This is a genomic window from Sphingobium abikonense NBRC 16140 (genome assembly GCF_001598335.1).
GTDB classification, from domain to species: domain Bacteria; phylum Pseudomonadota; class Alphaproteobacteria; order Sphingomonadales; family Sphingomonadaceae; genus Sphingobium; species Sphingobium abikonense.
The window spans coordinates 274,680-297,121 of the sequence record NZ_BCYT01000005.1 but is presented as its reverse complement, the minus strand read 5'-3'; the positions used below and the strand labels follow the sequence as shown (position 1 = coordinate 297,121).

Annotated in this window: 21 protein-coding genes; 8 read left to right on the top strand and 13 right to left on the bottom strand. The window is 64.2% G+C overall.

Features of this window, described 5'->3' with window-relative positions; all coding sequences use genetic code 11:
• Nucleotides 1-28: 28 nt before the first annotated feature.
• Nucleotides 29-1,153, top strand: a complete 1,125-nt coding sequence (locus SAB01S_RS08565; RefSeq protein WP_062732614.1) for a serine hydrolase domain-containing protein — start codon at nucleotides 29-31, stop codon at nucleotides 1,151-1,153.
• On the opposite strand, the gene SAB01S_RS08560 is transcribed toward SAB01S_RS08565, so the two are convergent.
• The 6 genes from SAB01S_RS08560 to SAB01S_RS08535 form a co-directional block, all read right to left on the bottom strand.
• Entirely contained in the window at nucleotides 1,150-1,935 is a 786-nt protein-coding gene (locus SAB01S_RS08560) for a PhzF family phenazine biosynthesis protein (protein WP_062732613.1), read from the bottom strand. The two genes, SAB01S_RS08565 and SAB01S_RS08560, sit on opposite strands and share 4 nt — an antisense overlap.
• 79 nt (nucleotides 1,936-2,014) lie before the next feature.
• On the bottom strand, nucleotides 2,015-3,796 hold the full coding sequence (locus SAB01S_RS08555) for an SLC13 family permease (RefSeq protein ID WP_062732612.1): 1,782 nt from the start codon (nucleotides 3,794-3,796) through the stop codon (nucleotides 2,015-2,017).
• A 298-nt stretch (nucleotides 3,797-4,094) separates the two neighbouring features.
• Nucleotides 4,095-5,177, bottom strand: coding sequence for a chorismate synthase (gene aroC, locus SAB01S_RS08550; protein WP_062732611.1), 1,083 nt, complete (start codon nucleotides 5,175-5,177; stop codon nucleotides 4,095-4,097).
• A 12-nt stretch (nucleotides 5,178-5,189) separates the two neighbouring features.
• The gene (gene fabI, locus SAB01S_RS08545) at nucleotides 5,190-5,996 is read right to left on the bottom strand and encodes an enoyl-ACP reductase FabI (RefSeq protein ID WP_062732610.1); all 807 of its coding nucleotides are present in this window, start codon (nucleotides 5,994-5,996) and stop codon (nucleotides 5,190-5,192) included.
• Nucleotides 5,993-6,958, bottom strand: coding sequence for a YihY/virulence factor BrkB family protein (locus tag SAB01S_RS08540; protein WP_062732609.1), 966 nt, complete (start codon nucleotides 6,956-6,958; stop codon nucleotides 5,993-5,995). Before SAB01S_RS08540 ends, fabI begins: the two co-directional genes overlap by 4 nt.
• 17 nt (nucleotides 6,959-6,975) lie before the next feature.
• A complete protein-coding gene (locus tag SAB01S_RS08535; RefSeq protein ID WP_062732608.1) occupies nucleotides 6,976-7,920 on the bottom strand; it encodes a DnaJ C-terminal domain-containing protein in 945 nt (314 codons plus the stop codon).
• Nucleotides 7,921-8,059: 139 nt separating this feature from the next.
• On the opposite strand from SAB01S_RS08535, the gene pdxH reads away from it, so the two are divergent.
• The gene (gene pdxH / locus SAB01S_RS08530; protein WP_062732607.1) at nucleotides 8,060-8,635 is read left to right on the top strand and encodes a pyridoxamine 5'-phosphate oxidase; all 576 of its coding nucleotides are present in this window, start codon (nucleotides 8,060-8,062) and stop codon (nucleotides 8,633-8,635) included.
• A 182-nt stretch (nucleotides 8,636-8,817) separates the two neighbouring features.
• Complete coding sequence (locus tag SAB01S_RS08525) at nucleotides 8,818-10,149, top strand: dicarboxylate/amino acid:cation symporter (protein WP_062732606.1); 1,332 nt, start codon at nucleotides 8,818-8,820, stop codon at nucleotides 10,147-10,149.
• An 11-nt stretch (nucleotides 10,150-10,160) separates the two neighbouring features.
• Here SAB01S_RS08525 and SAB01S_RS08520 read toward each other — a convergent pair whose 3' ends face one another.
• The 4 genes from SAB01S_RS08520 to SAB01S_RS18740 form a co-directional block, all read right to left on the bottom strand.
• A complete protein-coding gene (locus SAB01S_RS08520) occupies nucleotides 10,161-11,045 on the bottom strand; it encodes a bestrophin family protein (RefSeq protein WP_062732605.1) in 885 nt (294 codons plus the stop codon).
• A 91-nt stretch (nucleotides 11,046-11,136) separates the two neighbouring features.
• Nucleotides 11,137-11,319 carry a hypothetical protein gene (locus SAB01S_RS08515; protein WP_021226541.1) on the bottom strand — a complete coding sequence of 61 codons (183 nt, stop codon included), beginning with the start codon at nucleotides 11,317-11,319 and terminating at the stop codon, nucleotides 11,137-11,139.
• A 55-nt stretch (nucleotides 11,320-11,374) separates the two neighbouring features.
• Complete coding sequence (locus SAB01S_RS08510) at nucleotides 11,375-12,664, bottom strand: adenylosuccinate synthase (RefSeq protein WP_062732604.1); 1,290 nt, start codon at nucleotides 12,662-12,664, stop codon at nucleotides 11,375-11,377.
• A 918-nt stretch (nucleotides 12,665-13,582) separates the two neighbouring features.
• Complete coding sequence (locus tag SAB01S_RS18740) at nucleotides 13,583-13,864, bottom strand: hypothetical protein (protein WP_218016146.1); 282 nt, start codon at nucleotides 13,862-13,864, stop codon at nucleotides 13,583-13,585.
• Nucleotides 13,865-14,149: 285 nt separating this feature from the next.
• Here SAB01S_RS18740 and SAB01S_RS18055 point away from each other — a divergent pair, with 285 nt between their 5' ends.
• On the top strand, nucleotides 14,150-14,563 hold the full coding sequence (locus tag SAB01S_RS18055; protein ID WP_083951233.1) for a DUF4279 domain-containing protein: 414 nt from the start codon (nucleotides 14,150-14,152) through the stop codon (nucleotides 14,561-14,563).
• 152 nt (nucleotides 14,564-14,715) lie between these two features.
• Here SAB01S_RS18055 and SAB01S_RS08500 read toward each other — a convergent pair whose 3' ends face one another.
• The 3 genes from SAB01S_RS08500 to SAB01S_RS08490 form a co-directional block, all read right to left on the bottom strand.
• Complete coding sequence (locus tag SAB01S_RS08500) at nucleotides 14,716-15,846, bottom strand: ATP phosphoribosyltransferase regulatory subunit (protein ID WP_062732602.1); 1,131 nt, start codon at nucleotides 15,844-15,846, stop codon at nucleotides 14,716-14,718.
• Between the two features lie 164 nt (nucleotides 15,847-16,010).
• Entirely contained in the window at nucleotides 16,011-17,591 is a 1,581-nt protein-coding gene (gene serA / locus SAB01S_RS08495; RefSeq protein ID WP_062732660.1) for a phosphoglycerate dehydrogenase, read from the bottom strand.
• Nucleotides 17,592-17,713: 122 nt separating this feature from the next.
• The gene (locus SAB01S_RS08490) at nucleotides 17,714-18,874 is read right to left on the bottom strand and encodes a phosphoserine transaminase (RefSeq protein ID WP_062732601.1); all 1,161 of its coding nucleotides are present in this window, start codon (nucleotides 18,872-18,874) and stop codon (nucleotides 17,714-17,716) included.
• A 161-nt stretch (nucleotides 18,875-19,035) separates the two neighbouring features.
• Here SAB01S_RS08490 and SAB01S_RS08485 point away from each other — a divergent pair, with 161 nt between their 5' ends.
• The 4 genes from SAB01S_RS08485 to dapD all read left to right on the top strand — a co-directional run bounded on the left by SAB01S_RS08485 (nucleotide 19,036) and on the right by dapD (nucleotide 22,418).
• Nucleotides 19,036-19,737, top strand: a complete 702-nt coding sequence (locus SAB01S_RS08485; protein WP_062732600.1) for an extensin-like domain-containing protein — start codon at nucleotides 19,036-19,038, stop codon at nucleotides 19,735-19,737.
• Between the two features lie 91 nt (nucleotides 19,738-19,828).
• Nucleotides 19,829-20,707 carry an LOG family protein gene (locus SAB01S_RS08480; protein WP_062732599.1) on the top strand — a complete coding sequence of 293 codons (879 nt, stop codon included), beginning with the start codon at nucleotides 19,829-19,831 and terminating at the stop codon, nucleotides 20,705-20,707.
• A gap of 203 nt (nucleotides 20,708-20,910) precedes the next feature.
• The gene (locus SAB01S_RS08475) at nucleotides 20,911-21,576 is read left to right on the top strand and encodes a pyrimidine 5'-nucleotidase (protein WP_062732598.1); all 666 of its coding nucleotides are present in this window, start codon (nucleotides 20,911-20,913) and stop codon (nucleotides 21,574-21,576) included.
• Nucleotides 21,577-21,578: 2 nt separating this feature from the next.
• Complete coding sequence (gene dapD / locus SAB01S_RS08470) at nucleotides 21,579-22,418, top strand: 2,3,4,5-tetrahydropyridine-2,6-dicarboxylate N-succinyltransferase (RefSeq protein ID WP_062732597.1); 840 nt, start codon at nucleotides 21,579-21,581, stop codon at nucleotides 22,416-22,418.
• The last annotated feature ends 24 nt before the right edge of the window (nucleotides 22,419-22,442 follow it).

The window sequence follows — 22,442 nt, the reverse complement described above, 5'->3', positions numbered from 1 at the left end:
TCGCGCTCGCCTGTAAAGGCGCCGGCTTATGCAGATCGACAGCCGAATCGTAAAGCGTCTTGGCCTGACCGCGGGCATCGTCGCGCTGGTCGTCGCCGGATCCCTGGCTGGGCGCGCGGCCCCGACCGACGAACCTGTCTATACCGTCGCGTCCGATGTCGTGACGGGACAAAGTGCGCTGCGCGCCGCGATCGACCCGCTGTTCGACGATGCGGACATGGGTGAGACACGCGCCCTGATCGTCATGCGCGACGGTCAGGTCGTCGCGGAACGCTACGCACCGGGTTTTGGCCCTGATACCAAGTTGCTGGCCTGGTCGATGGCCAAGACCGTAACCGGGGTGCTGGCTGGACTGATGGTGGCGGACGGCCGGCTGGCGCTCGACGCGCCGGTGCCCGTGCCCGCCTGGAGCCAGCCGGGCGATCCACGCGGGCGGATCACGCTGCGGCAATTGCTGACCATGAGTTCGGGCATCGACCATGTCGAGGATGGCGATCCGGTCACGGCGGGCGATACGGTGCGCATGCTGTTCCAGGGCGGGGCGCAGGACATGGCCGCCTATGCCGAAGCCAAGCCGCTGGCTCATGCGCCGGGCGAGAGCTTCGCCTATTCGACCGGCAGCACGATGATCCTGTCGGACCTGATGACGCGGATGCTGACCAACAGCGAGGACCCCGACGTGCGGCGGCGAGCGATGCAGATGTTCATCGACGGGCGGCTGAAGGCGCCGGGCAAGCTGCCCAGCCTGACGCCTGAATATGACGCCCATGGCACGATGATCGGCGGCAGCATCCTGCACATGACCGCGCGCGATTATGGGCGCTTTGGCGAATTGCTCCGCCGGCGCGGACGCACGCCTGCGGGACATCAGATACTGCCGGAAAAATGGATCGATCTGATGACCACGCCATCGCGGCGCAATCCGGCCTATGGGCTGCATATCTGGCTCAACCGCGCCAGCGACGAAAGCGCGCTGATGCCCGGTCAGGCGCCCGAAAGCTTGTTCGGCTGTGTCGGGCATAATGGCCAATATATCCTGATTTCGCCATCGCAGCGGCTGACCGTCGTGCGGATCGGCATGTCGCCCCGCAAGGAGCAGCGCCGCGCGGTGCGCGCGGGACTGGCGCGACTGATGGGGTTGTTTCCGGGTTAGAGCAGAAAACGTCCCTCGATCACGGTGCGGCAGGCGCCGGTCAGGATGACTCGGTCGTCCTCCAGCGCGCAGCCGAGCCGACCGCCCCGGGCAGACGCCTGCACCGCGCTGATCTGCTTCTTGCCCAGCCGTTCCGCCCAGAAGGGGGTAAGGAGGCAGTGGGCCGAGCCAGTCACCGGATCTTCATCCACGCCGCCGCCAGGCACGAACACGCGACTGACGATGTCGCTATCCGCGCCGGGCGCGGTGGCGATGAGCATGACGTCGCCCTGCCCCCGTAGCGTTGCGAAATCCGGCGTCAGCGCGCGCACGGCGGCTTCATCAGGGAAGAGAAAGAGGCTGTAGCCGCCGTCCCGCCAATACGATTCGATGGGAGCGCCGCCTAGCCCTTCGGCAAGATCGGGCAAATCGCGCGGCGTCATGGTCCAGGCCGGCAGCGACAAGGCATAACCCTGCCCGTCCCGCGACACGGCGAGAATCCCGGCATGCCGCGTGCGGAAGCGGACCGCATCGCCCTCCATCAGCACGTGGCCGCTCGCCAGCGTGGCATGACCGCACAGCTTCACTTCCAGCGTCGGCGTGAACCAGCGCAGCGCATAATCGGCGTCCGGGTCGTCCGGCGTCGCGATAGTGAAGGCGGTTTCGGAGAGGTTGTTTTCCTGCGCGATGGCCTGAAGCGTCGCGTCGTCCAGCCAGGTATCGAGCGGCATGACGGCAGCGGGGTTGCCGGTAAAGGGCGCATCGGCAAAGGCGTCGACTTGGGTGAAGGGCAGGCTGGTCATCAGGGGCATCCTTTCGTTGCGCGGCCTTCTGGCCGGTTGCTGCGCCGTTGGGCAGGGCCGGCCGGTTCCGACTGGCCGCTCAGCCCAGCAACACCAGTGCGCCGCAAACCGCCAAGCCGACGATGATATTGAGGGGGACGCCGATGCGCACGAAATCGGCGAAGCGATAGTCGCCCGCCGCATAGACCAGCGCATTCGTCTGATACCCGATCGGCGTTGCAAAACAGGCCGAGGCCCCGATCATCAGCGCGATGACGAGCGGGCGTGCGTCGACCTGCAATTGATGCGCGAGGGCGATGACGATCGGCGTCATCAACGCCGCCACCGCATTGTTGCTGAGCAATTCGGACAGGATCAGCGCGGCGAAATAGACGATGAAGATCAGCGCCCAGGGCGGCGCAACCTGCATCAACGGCGTGATCCAGCCCACCATCATCGTGACGCTGCCCGCCTGCTCCAGCGCGACGCCGACCGCCAGCATGGCGAAGATCAGCACCAGGACATCCCCGTCGATCGCGCCCCAAGCCTCCTCCGCGTCGATGCAGCGGGTGGCGAGGATCGCGCCGACCGCGATGATCGCGGCAAGGCCGATGCCCACAATATCCAGCGCAGACAGCGCGATCACCATCGCCATGGCCAGGATCGCGATCCACGCCTTGTTACGGCGGAAGGCGCGGGTGCGGCTGATGTCCACACCCATCAGATTGGGATTGTCGCGCAGCGAGCGCATCGCGTCGTCACTGCCCGCGATCAGCAGGCGGTCAGCGCCGCGAATGCGGGCTTCCGCGAGATTGGGTCCCGGCAGATGCCGCGCCCGATTGATGCCGATGATCCGCACGCGCAAGGCGTGGAGGAAGGGAATATCCATCAGCCGTTCGCCGATTGAGGGATGGCTGGGCGCGACCATCGCCTCGATCACCGTGCCTTCGCGCCCGGAGGTTTCGGAATCGGCGGCGATGCCCAGCTCGAAATGCCCCGATTCCCGCAGTGTCATGATCGCCGTGCCATCGGCGCGCACGATCAGGCGATCGCCGGCGTGCAATTCCTCCTGCGACAGGTCACCGCGCCGTATCTCCCCCGCCCGCTTGAGGCCGAGCAGCGCGGCCGATCGCCCGAACAGCGTCAGCGAGCCGATCTCCCGACCGATATATTCGCTGTCATGGGGCACCACCAGTTCGGTCAGATAATCCTGCGCATTGCCGCCATCCTGGCCCGATATGGCCGGCGGATCGCTGGGCAGCAGGAAGGACAGGCCGACAAGCGCCGCCAGCCCGGCGACGGTGCCGGCAATGCCGAAGGGCGCGATGTCGAAAATGCCAAAGGGGGTCATACCCTGATCCGCCGCGATGCCCGCGACGATCAGATTGGTCGATGTGCCGATTAGCGTGATGCAGCCGCCAAGCACCGCCACGATGCTGAGCGGCATCATGAGTTTCTTGAGCGGGACGCCCGTGACCTGCGACAATTTGAAGATGATCGGGATGAGCACGACGACGACAGGCGTATTGTTGAGGAAGGCGGACGCCACCGTCGCGCCCAGCATCACCTCCACGATCGCCAGGCGCGGATGTTTTTCCGCGCGCTTCATGACGAAATCCGCCGCCCGGTTGATCGTGCCGGTACGGATGAGTGCGCCGGCAAGCACGAACATCGCGCCGATCGTCAGCGGCGCGCTGTTGGAGAAGACCGAGAAAAGCCCCTTTTCATCGAGCAATCCCAATGCGGCATAGGCGCAGGCGCCAAGTACCGAGACGACCGTGGGCGAATAGCGTTCGCGCACGAATTCCACGAACATCAGCGCAAGGATGATGAGGCCGATTTCCGCGCGATAGACGCCCAAGAGCGCGGACATGAAATGCATCTGGCGTTGGCCCCCTGGAACGCGTGGAACCGCGTTTTAGCCCGGGTCAACGAAATGGGCCAGCCATGGTTGCATGGCTGGCCCGTGTCGCGGCGTTGAGGGGACGTTTTGACCGTCAATCCACGCTTTTTCATCATAGCGCTTTCCGAAGAAAACGCTTTGACGCGCAGTGACGCTCCCCAGGCTTACGCTCTGCCGCACGCCCTCCCGCGGGCGTTGATCGTCATAGTAGCGTAACCGCGGCGAGTCGTCTCGGATGGAACGGACGTCCGGCGCAGGATTGGCGCGGTTCGGCGCTTCAGTCGGCTGCGCCACCGCCGCACTGGGCGCGATGAAGCAGCTTCTGATCGGCGAGGACCAGCGCCATCATGGCTTCCACCACGGGTACGCCGCGAATACCGACGCACGGGTCATGCCGCCCCTTGGTGATGATCTGCGATGCGTCGCCCTCGCGTGTCACGGTATCGACAGGGATCAGGATGGAACTGGTCGGCTTGAAGGCGACCCGCAGCTTGATCGGCTGGCCGGTCGAAATGCCGCCGGCGATGCCGCCCGCATGGTTGGCAAGGAAGGTCGGGCCATCAGCCCCAGGCCGCATCGGATCGGCATTGTCTTCGCCGCGCAGGCGCGCCGCGGCAAAGCCGTCGCCGATCTCCACCCCTTTGACGGCGTTGATGCTCATCATCGCAGCGGCCAGTTCACTGTCCAGCTTGGCATAGAGCGGCGCGCCCCACCCGGCCGGGACGCCCGACGCGACGCATTCGACGACCGCGCCCAGGGACGAGCCGTCGAGGCGAGCCGCGTCAACCAACGCCTCCCAGCGCTGGGCGGTTTGCCGGTCGGGGCAGAAGAACGGATTTTCCTCGATCTGTGCCGGATCGAAATTGGCATAGTCGATCGCGTCGCCGCCAATCTCGCTGACATAGGCGAAAATATCGACGTCGGGGATGACCAGCCGCGCCACAGCGCCCGCCGCGACCCGGCTCGCCGTTTCGCGCGCCGAGGAGCGCCCGCCGCCGCGATAGTCGCGAAAGCCATATTTGGCGTCATAGGCATAGTCGGCATGGCCGGGGCGATAGGACTTGGCGACGTCCGAATAATCCTTGGACCGCTGATCAATATTCTCGATCATCAGGCTGATCGGCGTGCCGGTGGTACGCCCCTCGAACACACCCGACAGGATGCGCACTTCATCCGCTTCGCGCCGCTGGGTCGTGAATTTGGATGTGCCGGGTTTACGCAGGTCGAGCCACGGCTGAATGTCCGCTTCCGTAAGCGCCAGGCCTGGCGGGCAGCCATCCACCACAGCGCCGATCGCGGGACCATGGCTTTCGCCCCAGGTTGTGAAGCGAAAGACGCGACCGAAACTGTTGAGACTCATATGTCCTGCGCCCTATTTATCGAGCGCAATGTCCGGCGCGTCCTCGGCTTTCATGCCGATGACGTTGTAGCCTGCGTCGACATGGTGGATTTCGCCGGTCACACCGGATGCGAGATCGGAGAGGAGGTAGAGGCCCGCGCCGCCGACATCCTCGATCGTCACGTTGCGGCGCAGCGGCGAATTTAACTCGTTCCATTTGAGGATATAGCGGAAATCGCCGATGCCGCTGGCCGCGAGCGTCTTGATCGGCCCGGCGGAGATGGCGTTGACGCGGATATTTTCCGGCCCCAAGTCCATCGCCAGATATTTGACGCTGGTTTCCAGCGCCGCCTTGGCAACGCCCATGACGTTATAATGCGGGATCACCTTTTCCGCGCCATAATAGCTCAGCGTCAGGATGCTGCCGCCATTGGACATCAGCGCGCGGGCGCGCTTGGTCACGGCGACGAAGCTGTAGGCCGACACGTTCATCGTCAGCAGGAAATTGTCGAGGCTGGTGTCGACGTACAGGCCGCGCAGTTCATTTTTGTCGGAAAAGCCGATGGCGTGGACAACGAAATCGAGGCTGCCCCAGCGCTGCTCGATCTGCGCGAAGGCCGCGTCGAGCTTGTCCATGTCCGTGACGTCGCAATCGATCAGGAAATCGGAGCCGACCTGCTCGGCCAGCGGCTTTACGCGCTTGGCCAGGGCATCGCCCTGATAGGAGAAAGCGAGTTCCGCGCCCTGTGCGTGCAATTGCTTGGCGATGCCCCAGGCCAGCGACTTGTCGTTGGCCAGCCCCATGATGAGGCCGCGCTTTCCTGCCATCAAGCCTGTCATATCGTCGTTCCGTTTCCTTTGTCCTGCACGGTCGCGTCCGTTTCCTCATCGGGAAATTCGGCCAGCGCCGCGTTCAATTCCGCGCCAATTACCACGCCAAGCCCGACGAGAAAGAAAAAAATCAGGGTGATCATGACGCCGGCAAGGCTGCCATAGGTGCGCCCATAGCCGCCCAGCAGCGCCAAGGTGGGCGGCAACAACAGGGTCGTGCCATACCACCATAGCGCGGTCGCGACAGCGCCAGGCCATTTGGGAAACCGCCTGTCCTTGTAGGCGGTAGGGGTGAGCGCGACGAACAGGGACCAGAGCGCGACGCACACCACGGCCATCGGCACCAGTCGGGCCGACGCGACCAGGGCAATGGCGTCATCGGCCCAGGGAAGGAGACGCAGCAGGAACTGGTCGATGCCGGTGATGATCACCTGCATCGAAAAGGCGAACATGACCGCAAAGACGCTGACCAGCGTGATGCCGATGGCGCTCAGACGATATTGCCAGAACGCCTTGGTGCTCTTTGTCCCGTAAGCACGGCGCAATATGTCGCGGATGGTTTCGATAAGGCTTCCTACCGTCCAAAGCCCGACCAGGCCGCCAAGCCACAGCAATGGCCCGGAACGGGCGGTTAGAACATCGTTGATCGGCTGGCGCACGACATCGGCCACGCCGCGCGGGACGGTATACAGAAAGGCATTGAGCGCCTGAAGTCCGTCCTCCGTCCGGCCGAATATGCTCGCCACCGCAGCCGCGACGATGAAGAAGGGGAACAGGGTCAGCAGCGAGAGATAGGCAAGGTTGCCGGCGTGAATGAAGCCATCGCTATAGGTGCCAACGAGCACCCGCTTGGCCACTTCGAAACCATGGGACCCGGGCCTCACCCTGTCGATCTGGCGGTGCAGGCGCGCCCGCGCGCCATGGCCGGACCGGCGGCGCGATTCGGGCGACAGAGGAGACGGCATCGGCATCAGCCGAGCTTAACGCCTCACACGCCCAGATGGGCGCGCACGGGCCGGGCGTCCTGCCAATCCTCCACCAGCGCGCGGATCGCAGGGTCATCAGCCGGCACGTCGATGTGGAGCGTCACGAGCTGGTCGCCGCGCCGCCCATCCTTGCCGGTAAAGCCCTTACCGCGCAGGCGCAGCGTCTTGCCCGACGACGTGCCCGCCGGAACGCCCAGCATGACGGGACCATCCACGGTCGGCACCTTGACCTTGCCGCCCTTGACGGCCTCATCCAGCGTGATGGGCAGGTCAAGGAGGACATTGTCGCCGTCGCGCGTGAAAAAGGGGTGCGGCTTGACCTCGATCGTCACGATCGCGTCCCCCGCCCCGCCCGGTCCGGCCTGCCCCTTGCCCGACAGGCGCATCTGCGTGCCGGTTTCGACGCCAGCCGGCAATTTGAGGTCGATCGTCTTGCCGTCCTGCAAGGTGATCCTTTGGGGCGCCAACGTCGCGGCGTCGGTGAACTGGACGGCGAGCCTATAGGCGACATTGGCGCCCTTTGGCGGTGGCGCCTGCCGGCCAAAGCCGCCGCCGAAACCCGCGCCGCCGCCTGCCCTGCGGCCAGCGCCGCCAAACAGGCCTTCAAAAATGTCGCCGAAATCGGCGCCGCCTTCGCCAAAATCGAAATGCGCCGACTGGCCGCCGGGGTGGCCGCGAAAACCGCCTTGGCCCCCGCCACCGCCAAAGCCGAAGGGCGCCGTTGGATTGCCTTCGGCATCGATTTCGCCCCGGTCGAAGCGGGCGCGTTTGTCCTTGTCGGACAGAAGATCATAGGCGTTGGTCGCGGCGGAGAATTTTTCCGCAGCCTTGGGATTATCCTTGTTCCGGTCCGGATGCAGTTCCTTGGCCAGCTTGCGATAGGCGGATTTGATCTCCGCCTCGCTGGCGCTGCGCGCTACGCCCAAAATGGAATAGGGATCGGCCATTCATCTACCTGTTGCAAAAAAGCATCACTTGAAACCTATGTGGACGATGCATCACCGACATTCAAGACGGGGATGCGCGCTGGCGCAAGATCGGATGGCGCATATCGACAGCATGGCGCTGGCCGCTTAGAACGCGCACATGACCAATCCCTTCACGCTTTTCGACGCCTGGTTTGCCGAAGCCCGGGAAACCGAGATCAATGACAGCAATGCCATGGCGCTGGCGACCGCCGACGCGCGCGGGCGGCCGTCGGTGCGGATGGTGCTGCTGAAAGGGCATGGGCCGGACGGCTTCATCTTCTATACAAATTTCGAAGGGCGCAAGGCAGGCGAGCTGCTGGACAATCCGCATGCCGCTCTGCTGTTTCACTGGAAGTCGCTGCGGCGGCAAATCCGGATCGAGGGGCAGGTGGACGCGGTCGATGACGCGATCGCCGACGCCTATTTCGCAACGCGCAGCCGCGACAGCCAGCTTGGCGCCTGGGCATCCGACCAGTCCCGGCCCCTGCCCGACCGGCAGATATTCATGGACCGTTTCGACGACGCGAGCGCGCGTTTCGAAGGCGGTCCGGTGCCGCGACCGCCGCATTGGTCGGGTTTTCGCGTCACGCCCGAGCGCATCGAATTCTGGCAGGATCGCGCGCATCGCCTGCATGAACGGCGCCTGTTCGAACGGGACGGCCAGAGCTGGCGCGAGGGGCTGCTCTATCCCTGACAAATGCCGTTAGCCCCAGGATGGTGGCGTGCGGCAGGGGCGGAAAGGCGATCCTGCTTCGTCTTGCCTGATGCGACGGGACGCGCGCAATTGCCGGGCGGCCATGCGCCTGTTAGGTGTCTGACCTGACAGACGGAAAAATAAGGCGGGGGCATGCCTGCGGGCGGCCTTAGAGGAATTTGATGCGAAACAGACTGACGGCGTTCATCCTCATCGGCATGGTCGCGGGGGTGCTGACCGGCTATGTGGCCAACCTCTGGGTCGGGGGCGATGACGCCACCGCCAAGGAGGTGGCCGGCTATTTCCATCTGCTCGCCGACATTTTCCTGCACCTCATCAAGATGATTATCGCGCCGCTGGTCTTTTCCACGCTGGTCGCGGGCATCGCGCATATGGGCGACAGCGCGGCGCTGGGTCGCATCGGCGGGCGCGCGCTCGCCTGGTTCATCATCGCCAGCCTGATTTCGCTGACGCTGGGCCTCATCCTCGTCAATTTCTTCCAGCCGGGCGCCGGCTTGAACCTGGTCCGGTCGGGCGTGGACGCGGGCGTCAGCACCGAGGGCCTCAATTTCCGCGACTTTGTGCTCCATATCTTCCCCACCTCGATGATCGGGGCGATGGCGGAAAATTCGATTTTGCAGATCGTCGTCTTTTCGCTGTTCGTTGGCGTCGCGCTGACGGCGATCGGTGAAAAGGGCAAGCCGATCGTCACGGTGATCGAGGCCATGGTCGAACTGATGCTGCAAGTGACCGGCTATGTCATGCGGGTCGCGCCGCTCGCCGTTTTCGGCGCGCTGGCTTCGTCCATCACCGTGCAGGGATTGGGCGTGCTCCAGACCTATGGCGAGCTGGTCGGCGAATTCTACATCGCGATCTTCTGCCTGTGGGGCCTGCTGTTCCTGGCCGGGTCGCTGTTCCTGGGCAAGCGCATGATCAAGCTGGTCCGCTATGTGCGCGAACCGATCCTGATCGCCTTTTCCACCGCGTCGTCCGAGGCGGCCTATCCCAAGATGCTGGAGCAGCTCGACCGGTTCGGCGTGCCGCGGCGGATTTACAGTTTCGTGCTGCCGCTGGGCTATAGCTTCAACCTTGACGGGTCGATGATGTACGCGACCTTCGCGACCATCTTCATTGCCCAGGCCTATGGCATCGACCTGCCGATCACCACGCAGATCACCATTTTGCTGGTGCTGATGGTGACCAGCAAGGGCATCGCCGCCGTGCCGCGCGCCAGCCTGGTCGTCGTCGCCGCGACGCTGGGCCAGTTCGACCTGCCGGTCGAGGGTATCGCCTTCATCCTGGCGGTCGATCACTTCATGGACATGGGCCGCACCGCGACCAATGTGCTGGGCAATGCGATCGCGACGTCGGTCATCACCAAATGGGAAGGGATGCTGGAGGTCGAGGAGCCGGAGGATGTGCCCCATCCCAAGGCACCCGCGCATACATCGGCCGATGGCCGGCGCGGGCTGGAGCTGGCGTCCGACATGGTGGACGACCCGCGCAAGGGCTGATTCGCCGCGCCCTACCACAAGACCCCGCGCACCGGCTTGATCGGGTCGGGCGCGGGATCGCCGATCGACTGGAGCAGGTCGATCTCGATCGTGCGGCACATGGCCGTCAGCGGATTGTCGTGCACCGTGTTGGCGAAGGGATCGACCAGATCGTCGCCGATGCGCAGCACCGCCAGGAACATCAACCCCGCGACCGTCGACCCCAGCGGGGTGGCAAAGCCCAGCGTTTCCACCAGGCCAATCGGCAGGGCGATGCAGAAGATGTGAGTGAAAATGGTCGGCAGATAGCGATATTGGACGGGCAGCGGCGTGTTCTTGATCCGCTCCATCCCCCCTTGCGCATTGGCGATGTCGACCAGCACGGCCTCCATCTGCGTTTGCTGGATGGTGTCGAGCCAGCCGTTGCCCCGACCGATGTCGATCCGCCGCCCGGTGCTGTCGAGCAGGCCGTTGGCGGGATTGACGCGGGCCAGCGCCTTGCCCTTGTCCTCATCCGTCAGGAATTTGGTGACATCATCGCCGATGGGCTGGCGGCGCAGCTGGCAGCGCAGGGCGTTTACATAGGCGATCTGCCGCTTGACGATCTCGCGCTTGAGTTCGGCCGAATCGGGGTCCGGCATGAAGTTGCGGGTGGCGCGGGCCAGGTTGCGCGAGGCGTTGATCATCGCCCCCCAAAGCGTTCGCGCTTCCCACCAACGCTGATAGGCGCTGTTCGACCGGAAGCCCAGGAACAGGGCGAGCGCCGAGCCGAAGATGGTAAGCGGCAATTCGGGCGCTTTGAAGGGCAGCAGATAATAAGTAACTGTGACCGCGCAATCCCAGATGAACAGGACCGTCAGCGGCTTCCAGACTTCGGACGCTATGCGGCGGAAACTGGGGACGGGATCAACGATCATGTGGCTCTCCGAATACAGAAATGCTGCAACGCAACATCAGCGGAGAGGCTCCCCCGTAAAGGGGCCGCAACGAAAAATTACAGTCCGCCGATCAGCGCAGTTTCGCAATCGACAACCCGTCCTGTTTGGCGCGGGCCTTGACCGATTCCTCGCTGCGCGTCAGCGCCTTGGCGATGGCCTTCAAGGCCATCCCCTTTTTCGCCAGCGTGTGCAGCTTCTGGATTTCATCCTGCGTCCAGGGCTGCTTATGCCGCTCGAACCGTTCTCCCGCCATCGGATTTCCTTTATTTAGAGAACCGCACCGGTTTCAGCTCAGCTGAAACCCAAAATCAATCCGCGAAGGGATCGCGGACGAGGATGGTGTCGTCGCGTTCGGGAGAGGTGGACACGAGCGTGACCGGGCAGCCGATCAGCTCCTCGATCCGGCGGATATATTTGATCGCCTGCGCAGGCAGGTCGGCCCAGCTGCGCGCGCCCGCCGTGGTTTCGCTCCAGCCGCCGATGCTTTCGTAGATCGGCTCCGCGCGCGCCTGGTCCTGCGCATGGGCGGGGAGATAGTCGAAGCTGCGGTCGCCGATGCGATAGCCGGTGCAGATCTTCAGCTCCGCAAAGCCGTCGAGCACGTCGAGCTTGGTAAGGGCGATGCCGGTGACGCCCGACACCGCGACCGACTGGCGCACCAGCACGGCGTCAAACCAACCGCAGCGGCGCTTGCGCCCGGTGACGGTGCCGAACTCATGGCCGCGCTCGCCCAGGCGCTGGCCGATATCATTATCCTGTTCGCTGGGGAAAGGGCCGGAGCCGACGCGGGTGGTATAGGCCTTGGTGATGCCAAGCACGAAGCCCGCGCCGCTGGGGCCAAGGCCGGTGCCGCTCGCCGCCGTGCCCGCCACCGTATTGGACGAAGTGACGAAGGGATAGGTGCCATGGTCGATGTCGAGCAAGGTGCCCTGCGCCCCTTCGAACAGGATGCGCTTGCCCTCGCTCTTGGCCTTGTTGAGCGTCAGCCAGACGGGCTTGACGAAGGGGAGGATGAAGGCGGCGATGTCGGTCAGGTCGGCGATCAGCGCCGCGCGGTCGATCGGGGCTTCGCCGAAACCGGCGCGCAGTGCGTCATGGTGCGCGGTCAGCCGGTCGATCTGCGGCCCCAGATCGTCAAGATGGGCAAGGTCGCACACGCGGATGGCGCGGCGGCCGACCTTGTCCTCATAAGCGGGGCCGATGCCGCGCCGGGTGGTGCCGATCTTGCCCGCGCCCGATGCATCCTCGCGCAGGCCGTCAAGGTCGCGGTGGAAGGGCAGGATCAGCGGGCAGGTTTCGGCGATCTGCAGATTGTCGGGCGTGATCTCCACCCCCTGCCCCTTCAATTTGGCGACCTCGTCCCGGAAATGCCAGGGATCGAGCACCACGCCATTGCCGATGACGGACAGGGTGCCGCGCACGATGCCCGAAGGGAGCAGCGACAGCTTGTAGACCTTGTCCCCCACGACCAGCGTGTGGCCGGCATTGTGGCCGCCCTGGAAGCGGGCGACGACATCGGCGCGCTCCGACAGCCAGTCGACGATCTTGCCCTTGCCCTCGTCACCCCATTGGGCGCCGATCACGGTCACATTTGCCATGGATACAATCCTTCCGCCCGCCGCGGTGACCGGCCATGCCCTTCGACGGGACTCGGCATGCCGGTGGGATGAGGGACGCGGGGGCGTCCGAATGCGGGGCGCGGGGTAGCGGCGTGGGACCGCCGCGTCAAGGCTGGCCGCGCCGGAGCGCCGGGAGAGAGGGCTGCGCGGGCGTGTCGCCTTCGGCCGAAGTTCACAGTGTCGCAGGGCCTATGCGCCCATGAAGCGACCGCGACGCGACCATGAGGCGACCACGAAGCGACACCTGGCAGAAACGGCGTCGACGGCCCGGCAATAGCCGCGCGGCGCGGGGAAGCGGCGCGTTGCGGGCCGGGGACGGCGGCGGGGCCGCAGGGGAAGGGCGCAGGCGTCATCCCCGAGGGTAGATCAGAGAAAATCCTACATTGGAAGGGGGATGGATGAATCTGGCGGTCGCCCGGCGGGCTGGCCATGGGTCGGAGGAACAGGACGGCCCTTCGACAAGCTCAGGGCGAACGGGGGCTATGTGGGAAGGGCCATCATTCACCGTCATCCCGGCCTTGAGCCGGGATCACGCTTCTTCATGTGAGCGAAGAAAAGCGGGATGCCGGGTTAAGCCCGGCATGACGACTGTAGGAATGGCAGAAAGCGACCAGAAATTGCCGTAAAAGCAGGGCTGACGGCTCCCCGGTTGCAGACGGTCAGTTATACTGCAAAACTGCGCCCATGATCGGCAAGTGGTTCAAGCGCGATAAGCGATATTCTCTTTCGCAGCCGGGTATTCCATGGCCAGACCTACCGCAAGGCGGGTTTATCACCGGCCGATCCGCTCGCGTTGGCGATGTGGATCAAGGGGAGGCGGTTTTCAGTCAAGGCGGGGCAGCCGAAGCATATCCGATTACCATACCGCAGTATGCATTTTGGAAAGACGAAACCGGATCAACGGTCCCGGTAATCGTAGTTCAGGCTGAGCGTCACATCGCGGACGCTGATGGCGAACCTATTCTTGGACTTCGCACCCTCGAAGGCGAGAGCATCGTTGCGTCTGGGGATGAAGTGGAATTCTTGGGGACAGACCTGCCAATCTGAAATCGACCAGAAATTGCCGTTAAGGTTGAAAATCTCTTTGCCCACTAGCGGACGTTGTCCAAGGCGAGCTATCTCATGTTTCAGCTTTGCCAATAAAACCAGGAATGGAGTTTGAAAGGCTTGAACAGCCAACCTCTTTGGGTCCGTCTGGCTACCATCGTGATACTTTTGGTCGCAGCGGGCTACGCTTTATCGGCAAATCATTCTTTGGTAGCATTGATGCTTGGCATTGCAGCCGTGGCCATCGGGTTGACTCCGAAGCCACCACGACCCGGCTGACGATTGACCGCAACCGACCATTCGTCGTCGCTCGCTAATGCCATTCGCATCCCTGAAACCGTCCACTCATTCAGATGGCACATCGGACGCTGAACGACGAAATCTGGCGAAAAGCAACAGCCCATGTTAGGCTGCGATATGGGCGTCTTACACCGATCGGCTGCATCAATAGGCTTCTATGGAGACGATCTTGACCCGACTGAGATAACAGAACGGCTTGGTGAGCCAACTGTCGCCGTCAAGATGGGCGGCACATTTCAGACGCCCGGCGGCAGGGACAAGATAGCCCGCACGGGGTCATGGCGCGTGACAGCAAAAGATCAGCAACCAGCCGATCTCGATCGACAAATCAATGATCTGTTAGATAGTTTGTCGGATGATATTACATCATGGCGGATGTTCTCGCAGCGGTTTAGAAGTCGCGTATTTTGCGGCTTGTTCCTTGAAGATAGCAACGAGGGCCTTACCCTCCGGTCTCAAACTCTTGCTCGTCTTGGTGATCGGGGTTTGTGCCTCGATCTCGATATTTATGGCGCACCAGAGCCAGAGTGAATGGCCGAAACTGGTGCGATTGTTATCGAACGATCTTTTACCGCGCAACGTCCGCTATCGTCGATCATCTCTCCAAAAGCCGACAGTCCCCTATCCACCCAACCTCGCCGTTCATTGAGGCCGCTTGGCGGGCCTTCCGGGATTCCCCGCGATCAATAAGCGCGCGGTTCTGCGCCATCGAGCCAGTGGGAGCAGCGTTGGGCGGCGCCGTCTTCGCCTTCGCTGAGCGCGGCGATGGTGTGCCAGCCTTCGCCGCGCAGTTCCGCCGCGCGGGCGGGGTCGTGGCCCAGGGGCAGGAATAGGCGTTTCGGGCTGTCGCCGCCAAAGCCTGCGTCGATCAGCGGGTCGGGATAGAGCGAAAAGCCCATCGCCGGTTCATCGGCGCCATCGGCGCGGGCGATGGCGTAGCTGCCGCCGCGGCCGATTTCACCGACGAAACCTTCGGCGAAGATCGAGAAGCCGAACCAGTTCTGGAATTCAAAGCCATGGCGTTCGGTGGGATCGAGCGTCAGGGTGATGTCCCAGCCAATGGGCTTGGCAATGGCGCGCAGGCCCGCAATGCGGCTGTCGATCGCGCCGCCGACGCTGGCGCTGAACGCCTCCAGCCGCTCCATCGCGGCGTGGAACGGGCCGGTCGCTTCGATGAGCGGGAGGTAAGCGGCGGCGGCCGGGCCGTGGGCGGCGAGTGCGCCGGCATCCTTGGCGTCGAGTTCGGCGCGCACCGCCTCGACCTGGGCGCCGCCAAGCGGCAACGGGCCGGCGGCGAGCATGTCGACAAGGTCAGGGAGCGTGAAGTCGATGGTGATGCCGGTGACGCCGGCGGCCTGCAACGCCTCTATCGCGATGTTGACGATTTCGACGGCGGCCGGGACGCTGTCGCTGCCGATGAGTTCGGCGCCCAGCTGCATCTTTTCACGCTCGGGACGCAGCTGGCTCGCCTTTTGCCGGATGACGGGGCCGGCATAGGAGAGCCGCAGCGGACGCGGCGCGGCGGCAAGGCGGGTGGCGGCGATGCGGCCGACCTGCGCGGTCATGTCCGGGCGGAAGGCCAGGGTCCGCTGCGACACCGGATCGACCACGCGCACCAGATCCTGCGCGCGCATGGAGGTGAGCCGTTGCGTCAGCGTATCCTCGAACTCCGCGAGCGGGGGCATGACCCGTTCATAGCCATGGGTCGCCACGGTATCGAGCACGCGCCGCACCAGCCGCGCGGACGCTTCGGCCTGGGGCGGCAGACGATCGGACAGCCCTTCGGGCAGGAGGCCGGGGGGGATGGTAGTCATGAACGGCCCTTTAGCGGAAATTGCCGCTTATTCCACTTCGTTCGTCCTGAGTAGGGGCTGAGCGGAGTCGAAGACCCATATCGAAGGATGGCCTCGCGGACCTCCTTCGATACGCCATTTCGACTTCGCTCAATGGCTACTCAGGACGAACGGATAGGGAAACCTTACGCGAAGCGGAGCAGCTTGACCTGGTTGACGCCGGTGAGGTTGCAGATTTCCCAGCGCAGCGGTTCGGTGACGGTGCCGTCGACCGAGAGCAGCAGCACCGCTTCGCCGCCCTGGTCGCGGCGGCCAAGGTGGAAGGTGCCGATATTGACCTGCGCTTCGCCGAGCGTCGAGCCCAGGCGGCCGATGAAGCCGGGCGCGTCCTGGTTGACGATGTAAAGCATCGTGCCGCCCAGATCGGCCTCCACCTTGATGCCGAACAGTTCGACAAGGCGCGGCTGGGCGTGGCCGAACAGCGTGCCCGCGACCGAGCGGTCGCCACTGGCGGTGGTCACGGTGACGCGCACCAGCGTCTGATAGTCGCCTTCGCGATCATGGCGCACTTCGCGCACGTCGAGGCCGCGTTCTTTGGCCAGGAAGGGCGCGTTCACCATGTTCACCGTGTCGGAATAGACGCGCATGAGGCCGGCGAGGACGGCGGCGGTGATCGGCTTGGGATTGAGCTGCGCAGCCTGGCCCTCGACCTCCACCGCGACGCCGGTGATGGCGTCGCCTTCCAGCTGGCCGATCAGCGAGCCGAGCTTTTCGGCTAGCGCCATATAGGGCTTGAGCTTAGGCGCTTCCTCGACGCTGAGGCTCGGCACGTTCAGCGCATTGGTGATGCCGCCGTCGAGCAGATAGTCGCTGAGCTGTTCGGCGACCTGGAGCGCGACGTTGACCTGCGCCTCGTCGGTCGATGCGCCCAGATGCGGGGTGCATATGAAATTGGGCGTGCCGAACAGCGGCGATTCCTTGGCCGGTTCGGTCTGGAACACGTCGAGCGCGGCGCCCGCGACCTGGCCCGAATCGAGCGCATCCTTGAGCGCGGCCTCGTCGATCAGGCCGCCGCGCGCGCAGTTGATGATGCGCACGCCCTTCTTGGTCTTGGCGAGGTTCTCGCGGCTGAGGATGTTGCGGGTCTGATCAGTCAGCGGCGTGTGCAGCGTGATGAAGTCGGCCTTCGCGAGCAGCGTGTCGAGATCGGCCTTTTCCACGCCCATTTCGACGGCGCGTTCAGGCGTCAGGAAGGGATCGAAGGCCACGACCTTCATCTTGAGGCCGAGCGCGCGGCTCGCCACGATCGAGCCGATATTGCCCGCGCCGATGAGGCCCAGCGTCTTGCCGGTGACTTCGACGCCCATGAAGCCGTTTTTGGGCCACAGGCCTTGCTGCGTCTGCGCATTGGCTTCGGGCAGCTGGCGGGCGAGCGCGAACATGAGGGCGATGGCGTGTTCGGCGGTGGTGATGGAGTTGCCGAACGGCGTGTTCATGACGATCACGCCCTTGGCCGAGGCATAGGGGATGTCGACATTGTCGACGCCAATGCCAGCGCGGCCGATGACCTTGAGGTTCGTGGCCGCGTCGAGAATCTCCTTCGTCACCTTGGTCGACGAACGGATGGCGAGGCCGTCATAGTCGCCGATGATGGCTTTCAATTCTTCGGGCGTCTTGCCGGTGATGACGTCGACGTCGACGCCGCGTTCCTGGAAGATGGCGGCGGCGCGAGGGTCCATTTTGTCGGAAATGAGGACTTTGGGCATGGCGAATTGCCTTTCTTTGCAATTCGTCATCCTGACGAAAGTCAGGATCTCAGGCGGCGAAGCCGTAGCTAGAGGCCTGAGATCCCAGCCTTCGCTGGGATGACGAGAAACGGGGCGTGGAGTTAAGCGGCCTTGGTCTGGGCGTAGGCCCAGTCGAGCCAGGGGCCGAGCGCTTCGATATCGGCGGTTTCCACCGTCGCGCCGCACCAGATGCGCAGGCCCGCCGGCGCATCGCGATAGCCCGCAATGTCATAGGCCGCGCCTTCCTTTTCGAGGAGAGCGGCGAAGGCCTTGATGAAGGCTTCGTCCGCGCCCTCGACCGTCAGGCAGACGCTGGTCTTCGACCGCGAAGTCGGATCGGCGGCGAGATGGCCGAGCCAGTCGCGGTCAGCGACGATCTTGTCCAGCGCGGCCGCGTTGGCGTCGGAGCGGGCGATAAGGCCGGCAAGGCCGCCGAGCGACTTGCCCCATTCGAGCGCGAAGATCGCATCCTCGACCGCCAGCATGGAGGGCGTGTTGATCGTTTCGCCCTTGAAAATGCCTTCGGCAAGCTTGCCCTTCGCCATCAGGCGGAAGACCTTGGGCAGCGGCCAGGCCGGGGTGTGGGTTTCGAGCCGTTCGACCGCGCGGGGGCCCAGGATCAGGACACCATGGCCGCCCTCCCCGCCCAGCACCTTCTGCCAGGAGAAGGTGGCGACGTCGATCTTCGCCCAGTCGATGTCATAGGCGAAGACCGCGCTGGTCGCGTCGGCGAAGGTCAGGCCCTGACGATCGGCAGGAATCCAGTCGGCATCGGGCACGCGCACGCCCGACGTGGTGCCGTTCCAAGTGAAGAGCACGTCGGTGCTGAAATCGACCTGGGTCAGATCGGGCAGCTGGCCATAGTCGGCGCGGATGATGGTGGGATCGAGCTTGAGCTGCTTGGCGGCGTCCGTCACCCAGCCTTCGCCGAAGCTTTCCCAGGCGAGCGTGGTGACGGGGCGCGCGCCCAGCATCGTCCACATCGCCATTTCAAAGGCGCCGGTATCGGAGCCCGGGACGATGCCGATCCGGTGCGTGTCGGGCAGCTGCAAAATCTCGCGCATCAGGTCGATGCAATAAGCGAGGCGGGTCTTGCCGATCTTGGCGCGGTGCGAGCGGCCGAGCGAGTCCGTGCTCAGCTTGTCGGCGCTCCACACGGGCGGCTTGGCGCAGGGACCGGAAGAGAAAAAGGGGCGCGCCGGCGTGGTGGCGGGCTTTGCGGCAGGCGCAATGGTGGCGTCGGCGGCAGTCAGATCAGTCATGTCATGCTTCTCCTTGCAGAGAGCGCGCGCGGCGTTGGGACCGCGTGGCCCGTCGGCCGCCCTAAAGATCGCAGCGAAAGAGTCAAGGCGATTGTCGGAATGCGACGAGCCGAGCGGGCGGTTAAGTTTCGTAAAGGATTGGGTTGGTAAACATCCGATTCATGGAAAAGCGGGCGATGAGCAATCTGCGCGGCGCGGCCACGGCTGCGCTAATGGCAAGCATGATGACACTGGCGGGGTGCGGTGGCGACCTGGTGCCGCGTGGCATGGTGGCGCGTGCGTCGAAGCCGGTCCGCGCACCTGCGCGCGCGACGCGCCCGCCATCGCAACCGGCGCTGGAGACGCGGCAATGTTTCGCGAAACTGCAATCCCAGTCGGTCAATTTCCAGCCCCTGCCCGACCGCAATTTCGGCGGCGGATGCAGCGCGATCGGCAGCGTCAAGCTGCTCGACATCGGGGTGCCCGCGACGGGCCTGGGGGCGATGACATGCAATCTGGCCGCCAATTTCGCCGCATGGGCGCGCTATGCCGTGCAACCGGCGGCGCGGCTGGTGCTGGGCGCGGAGATCGAGAAGATCGAAACGTTCGGCACCTATAATTGCCGCCCGATCGCGGGCAGCGCGAAGCTGAGCGAACATGCGCACAGCAATGCTATCGACGTATCGGCCTTCGTCCTGTCGGACGGACGGCGGATCACGGTGCAGCAGGGCTGGCATGGCGACCGGCAGACGCGCCAGTTCCTGAGTCTGATCCACGCCAGCGCCTGCAAGCGGTTCAACACCGTGCTCAGCCCCGACTATAATGCCGCGCATCACGACCATTTCCATTTCGACATGGGCGGGAGAGGCGGTTTTTGCCGCTGAGGCGGCGGCGCGGCTTTGGCCGCAGCGGCAAGACGCGATTCTATGGCCTGGCGTCTTGGCAATGTCATCGCCGACGCCTAATTGGCCATGGATGACAAGAAAAGAGATTGAGGAACGCAAGTTCCGCCCTGCCCGCGAAGAGGCAGGCGACGCCGCCAAGCAGACCGGCACCCCCCAGACGCAGAGCGCGGCCTATCGGCTGGCCTTTCAGGATGACGAATTCCTGCTGCGCGAAGACCTGCGGCCCGTCCGCTTCCAGCTGGAATTGCTGAAACCCCAGTTGCTGATGGACGAGGCGAAGATCGAATCGACCTTCGTCTTCTACGGGTCGGCGCGCATTCCCGAACCCGACCAGGTGCAGGCGCGGATCGACGCCGCGCCGACGCCCGAACTCAAGCGGCTGGCGGAAAATCTGGGTCGGAAGGCGCATTATTACGAGGAAGCGCGCAAGCTGGCGCGCATCGCCGCCCAATATCCGGTAAACGAGGCGGGATGCCGCCATTTCGTCGTCTGTTCAGGCGGCGGCCCGTCGATCATGGAAGCGGCCAATCGCGGCGCGCAGGATGTCGGCCAGACCACCATCGGCATGAACATCGTCCTGCCGCACGAACAGGCGCCCAATCGCTTCGTGACCCCGGAGCTGAGTTTCCAGTTCCACTATTTCGCGCTGCGCAAGATGCATTTCCTGCTGCGCGCGCGCGCCTTGGCGGTGTTCCCCGGCGGGTTCGGCACGTTCGACGAGATGTTCGAATTGCTGACGCTCATCCAGACCGGCAAGATGAAGCCGATTCCGATCCTTCTCTATGGCAAGGAATTCTGGAATCGCGTCGTGGATTTCGAGGCGCTGGCGGACGAAGGGGTGATTTCGCACAAGGATCTGGACCTTTTGACCTGGGTCGAGAGCGCGCAGGAAGGATGGGACGCGGTGCAGCGTTTCTATGAGGATAGCGACGCGCCGGGGTGCGACTAATCCCTCTCCCCACGGGGGAGGGGGACGCGAGACTTGGCGGCTATGCCGCCTAGTCGCAGCCGGAGAAGGGGTGCGCCCAAGGCTAAGCCCCCCTCTTCCAACTTCGCCTAGGCCCTTCGGGCCAAGGCTGCATATCCTTCTCCCCGCAAGGGGAGAAGGTCAGAGACCTTGCCCTGCAACCCGCATCGCTCTAGGGCGCGGCCATGTTGCCGGCGCTTTCCCATGTCGATAGCTGGATCTTCGATCTGGACAATACGCTCTATCCGGCGAAGGCGGACCTGTTCGCGCTGATCGACGTCAAGATGGGCGAATATATCCAGGGGCTGCTCGGCTGCGACCCTGTGCTGGCGCGCGAGACGCAGAAACGCTATTTCATCGAGCATGGCACCACGCTGTCGGGCCTGATGCATCATCATGGCATCGAGCCGCGCGAATTTCTCGACTATGTTCATGACATTTCGATGGAGCGGCTGGAGGTCGACCCCGCGCTCAATGCCGCGATCGGGGCGCTGCCGGGGCGCAAGCTGATCTTCACCAACGGCGACGCCGATTATGCCGGGCGCGTGCTGGAGAAGCTGGGCCTTTCCGGCGCGTTCGAGCTGATCCACGACATTCATGCCTGCCAATATGTGCCCAAGCCCGACCCGTCGGGCTATGATGCGCTGTGCAAGACCCATGACATCGACCCGACGCGCGCCGCCTTTTTCGAGGATATGGCGCGCAACCTGCGTCCGGCCAAGGCGATCGGCATGGCGACCATCTGGGTCAATAACGGGTCGGAAGCGGGCAATCATGACCATCATCCCGACTTCATCGATTTCGAAACCGACCATCTGACGCCATTTCTGGCCGACATTCTGGGGAAATGACCATGAGCCAAGACCTTATCGCCACCATCGACGCCGCCTGGGAAGGGCGCGCCGACGTCAACCTTCAGACGCAGGGCGACGTGCGCCAGGCGGTGGACAAGGCGCTGGCCCTGCTCGACAGCGGTGCGTTGCGGGTGGCCGAGCCAACTCCACAAGGCTGGCAGGTCAACCAGTGGGCGAAGAAGGCGGTGCTGCTGTCCTTCCGCCTCAATGACAATGCCATGATCGACAATGGCCCGGGCGCTGGCCATTGGTGGGACAAGGTGCCGAGCAAGTTCGCCGGCTGGGACGAGGCCGCGTTCCGCGCCGCCGGTTTCCGCGCCGTGCCGGGCAGCTTCGCGCGCGCGGGATCGCATATCGCCAAGAATGTCATCCTGATGCCGAGCTTCGTCAATATCGGCGCGTTCGTCGATGAAGGCACGATGGTCGACACCTGGGTGACGGTGGGCAGTTGCGCGCAGATCGGCAAGAATGTCCATTTGTCGGGCGGCGTCGGCATCGGCGGCGTGCTGGAGCCGTTGCAGGCCGATCCGGTCATCATCGAGGATGACTGTTTCATCGGCGCGCGGTCCGAAGTGGTCGAGGGCGTGCGCATCGGCAAGGGATCGGTGCTGTCGATGGGCGTCTTCATCGGCCAGTCGACCAAGATTATCGACCGCACCAGCGGCGAAATCTTCATGGGCGAAGTGCCGCCCTATTCGGTTGTCGTGCCCGGCAGCCTGCCCGGCAAGCCGCTGCCCGACGGGACGCCCGGCCCCAGCCTGTATTGCGCGGTGATCGTCAAGCGCGTCGACGCGCAGACGCGGTCCAAGACCGGGATCAACGAATTGCTGCGCGACTGACGCGGCGGGTTTTGGGGAGGGTGT

Coding starts and splice junctions, on each gene's coding strand:
- SAB01S_RS08565 (WP_062732614.1), top strand. CDS start 29: ATGCAGATCGACAGCCGAATCGTAAAGCGTCTTGGCCTGACCGCGGGC.
- SAB01S_RS08560 (WP_062732613.1), bottom strand. CDS start 1,935: ATGACCAGCCTGCCCTTCACCCAAGTCGACGCCTTTGCCGATGCGCCC.
- SAB01S_RS08555 (WP_062732612.1), bottom strand. CDS start 3,796: ATGCATTTCATGTCCGCGCTCTTGGGCGTCTATCGCGCGGAAATCGGC.
- aroC (WP_062732611.1), bottom strand. CDS start 5,177: ATGAGTCTCAACAGTTTCGGTCGCGTCTTTCGCTTCACAACCTGGGGC.
- fabI (WP_062732610.1), bottom strand. CDS start 5,996: ATGACAGGCTTGATGGCAGGAAAGCGCGGCCTCATCATGGGGCTGGCC.
- SAB01S_RS08540 (WP_062732609.1), bottom strand. CDS start 6,958: ATGCCGATGCCGTCTCCTCTGTCGCCCGAATCGCGCCGCCGGTCCGGC.
- SAB01S_RS08535 (WP_062732608.1), bottom strand. CDS start 7,920: ATGGCCGATCCCTATTCCATTTTGGGCGTAGCGCGCAGCGCCAGCGAG.
- pdxH (WP_062732607.1), top strand. CDS start 8,060: ATGACCAATCCCTTCACGCTTTTCGACGCCTGGTTTGCCGAAGCCCGG.
- SAB01S_RS08525 (WP_062732606.1), top strand. CDS start 8,818: ATGCGAAACAGACTGACGGCGTTCATCCTCATCGGCATGGTCGCGGGG.
- SAB01S_RS08520 (WP_062732605.1), bottom strand. CDS start 11,045: ATGATCGTTGATCCCGTCCCCAGTTTCCGCCGCATAGCGTCCGAAGTC.
- SAB01S_RS08515 (WP_021226541.1), bottom strand. CDS start 11,319: ATGGCGGGAGAACGGTTCGAGCGGCATAAGCAGCCCTGGACGCAGGAT.
- SAB01S_RS08510 (WP_062732604.1), bottom strand. CDS start 12,664: ATGGCAAATGTGACCGTGATCGGCGCCCAATGGGGTGACGAGGGCAAG.
- SAB01S_RS18055 (WP_083951233.1), top strand. CDS start 14,150: ATGGGCGTCTTACACCGATCGGCTGCATCAATAGGCTTCTATGGAGAC.
- SAB01S_RS08500 (WP_062732602.1), bottom strand. CDS start 15,846: ATGACTACCATCCCCCCCGGCCTCCTGCCCGAAGGGCTGTCCGATCGT.
- serA (WP_062732660.1), bottom strand. CDS start 17,591: ATGCCCAAAGTCCTCATTTCCGACAAAATGGACCCTCGCGCCGCCGCC.
- SAB01S_RS08490 (WP_062732601.1), bottom strand. CDS start 18,874: ATGACTGATCTGACTGCCGCCGACGCCACCATTGCGCCTGCCGCAAAG.
- SAB01S_RS08485 (WP_062732600.1), top strand. CDS start 19,036: ATGGAAAAGCGGGCGATGAGCAATCTGCGCGGCGCGGCCACGGCTGCG.
- SAB01S_RS08480 (WP_062732599.1), top strand. CDS start 19,829: ATGACAAGAAAAGAGATTGAGGAACGCAAGTTCCGCCCTGCCCGCGAA.
- SAB01S_RS08475 (WP_062732598.1), top strand. CDS start 20,911: ATGTTGCCGGCGCTTTCCCATGTCGATAGCTGGATCTTCGATCTGGAC.
- dapD (WP_062732597.1), top strand. CDS start 21,579: ATGAGCCAAGACCTTATCGCCACCATCGACGCCGCCTGGGAAGGGCGC.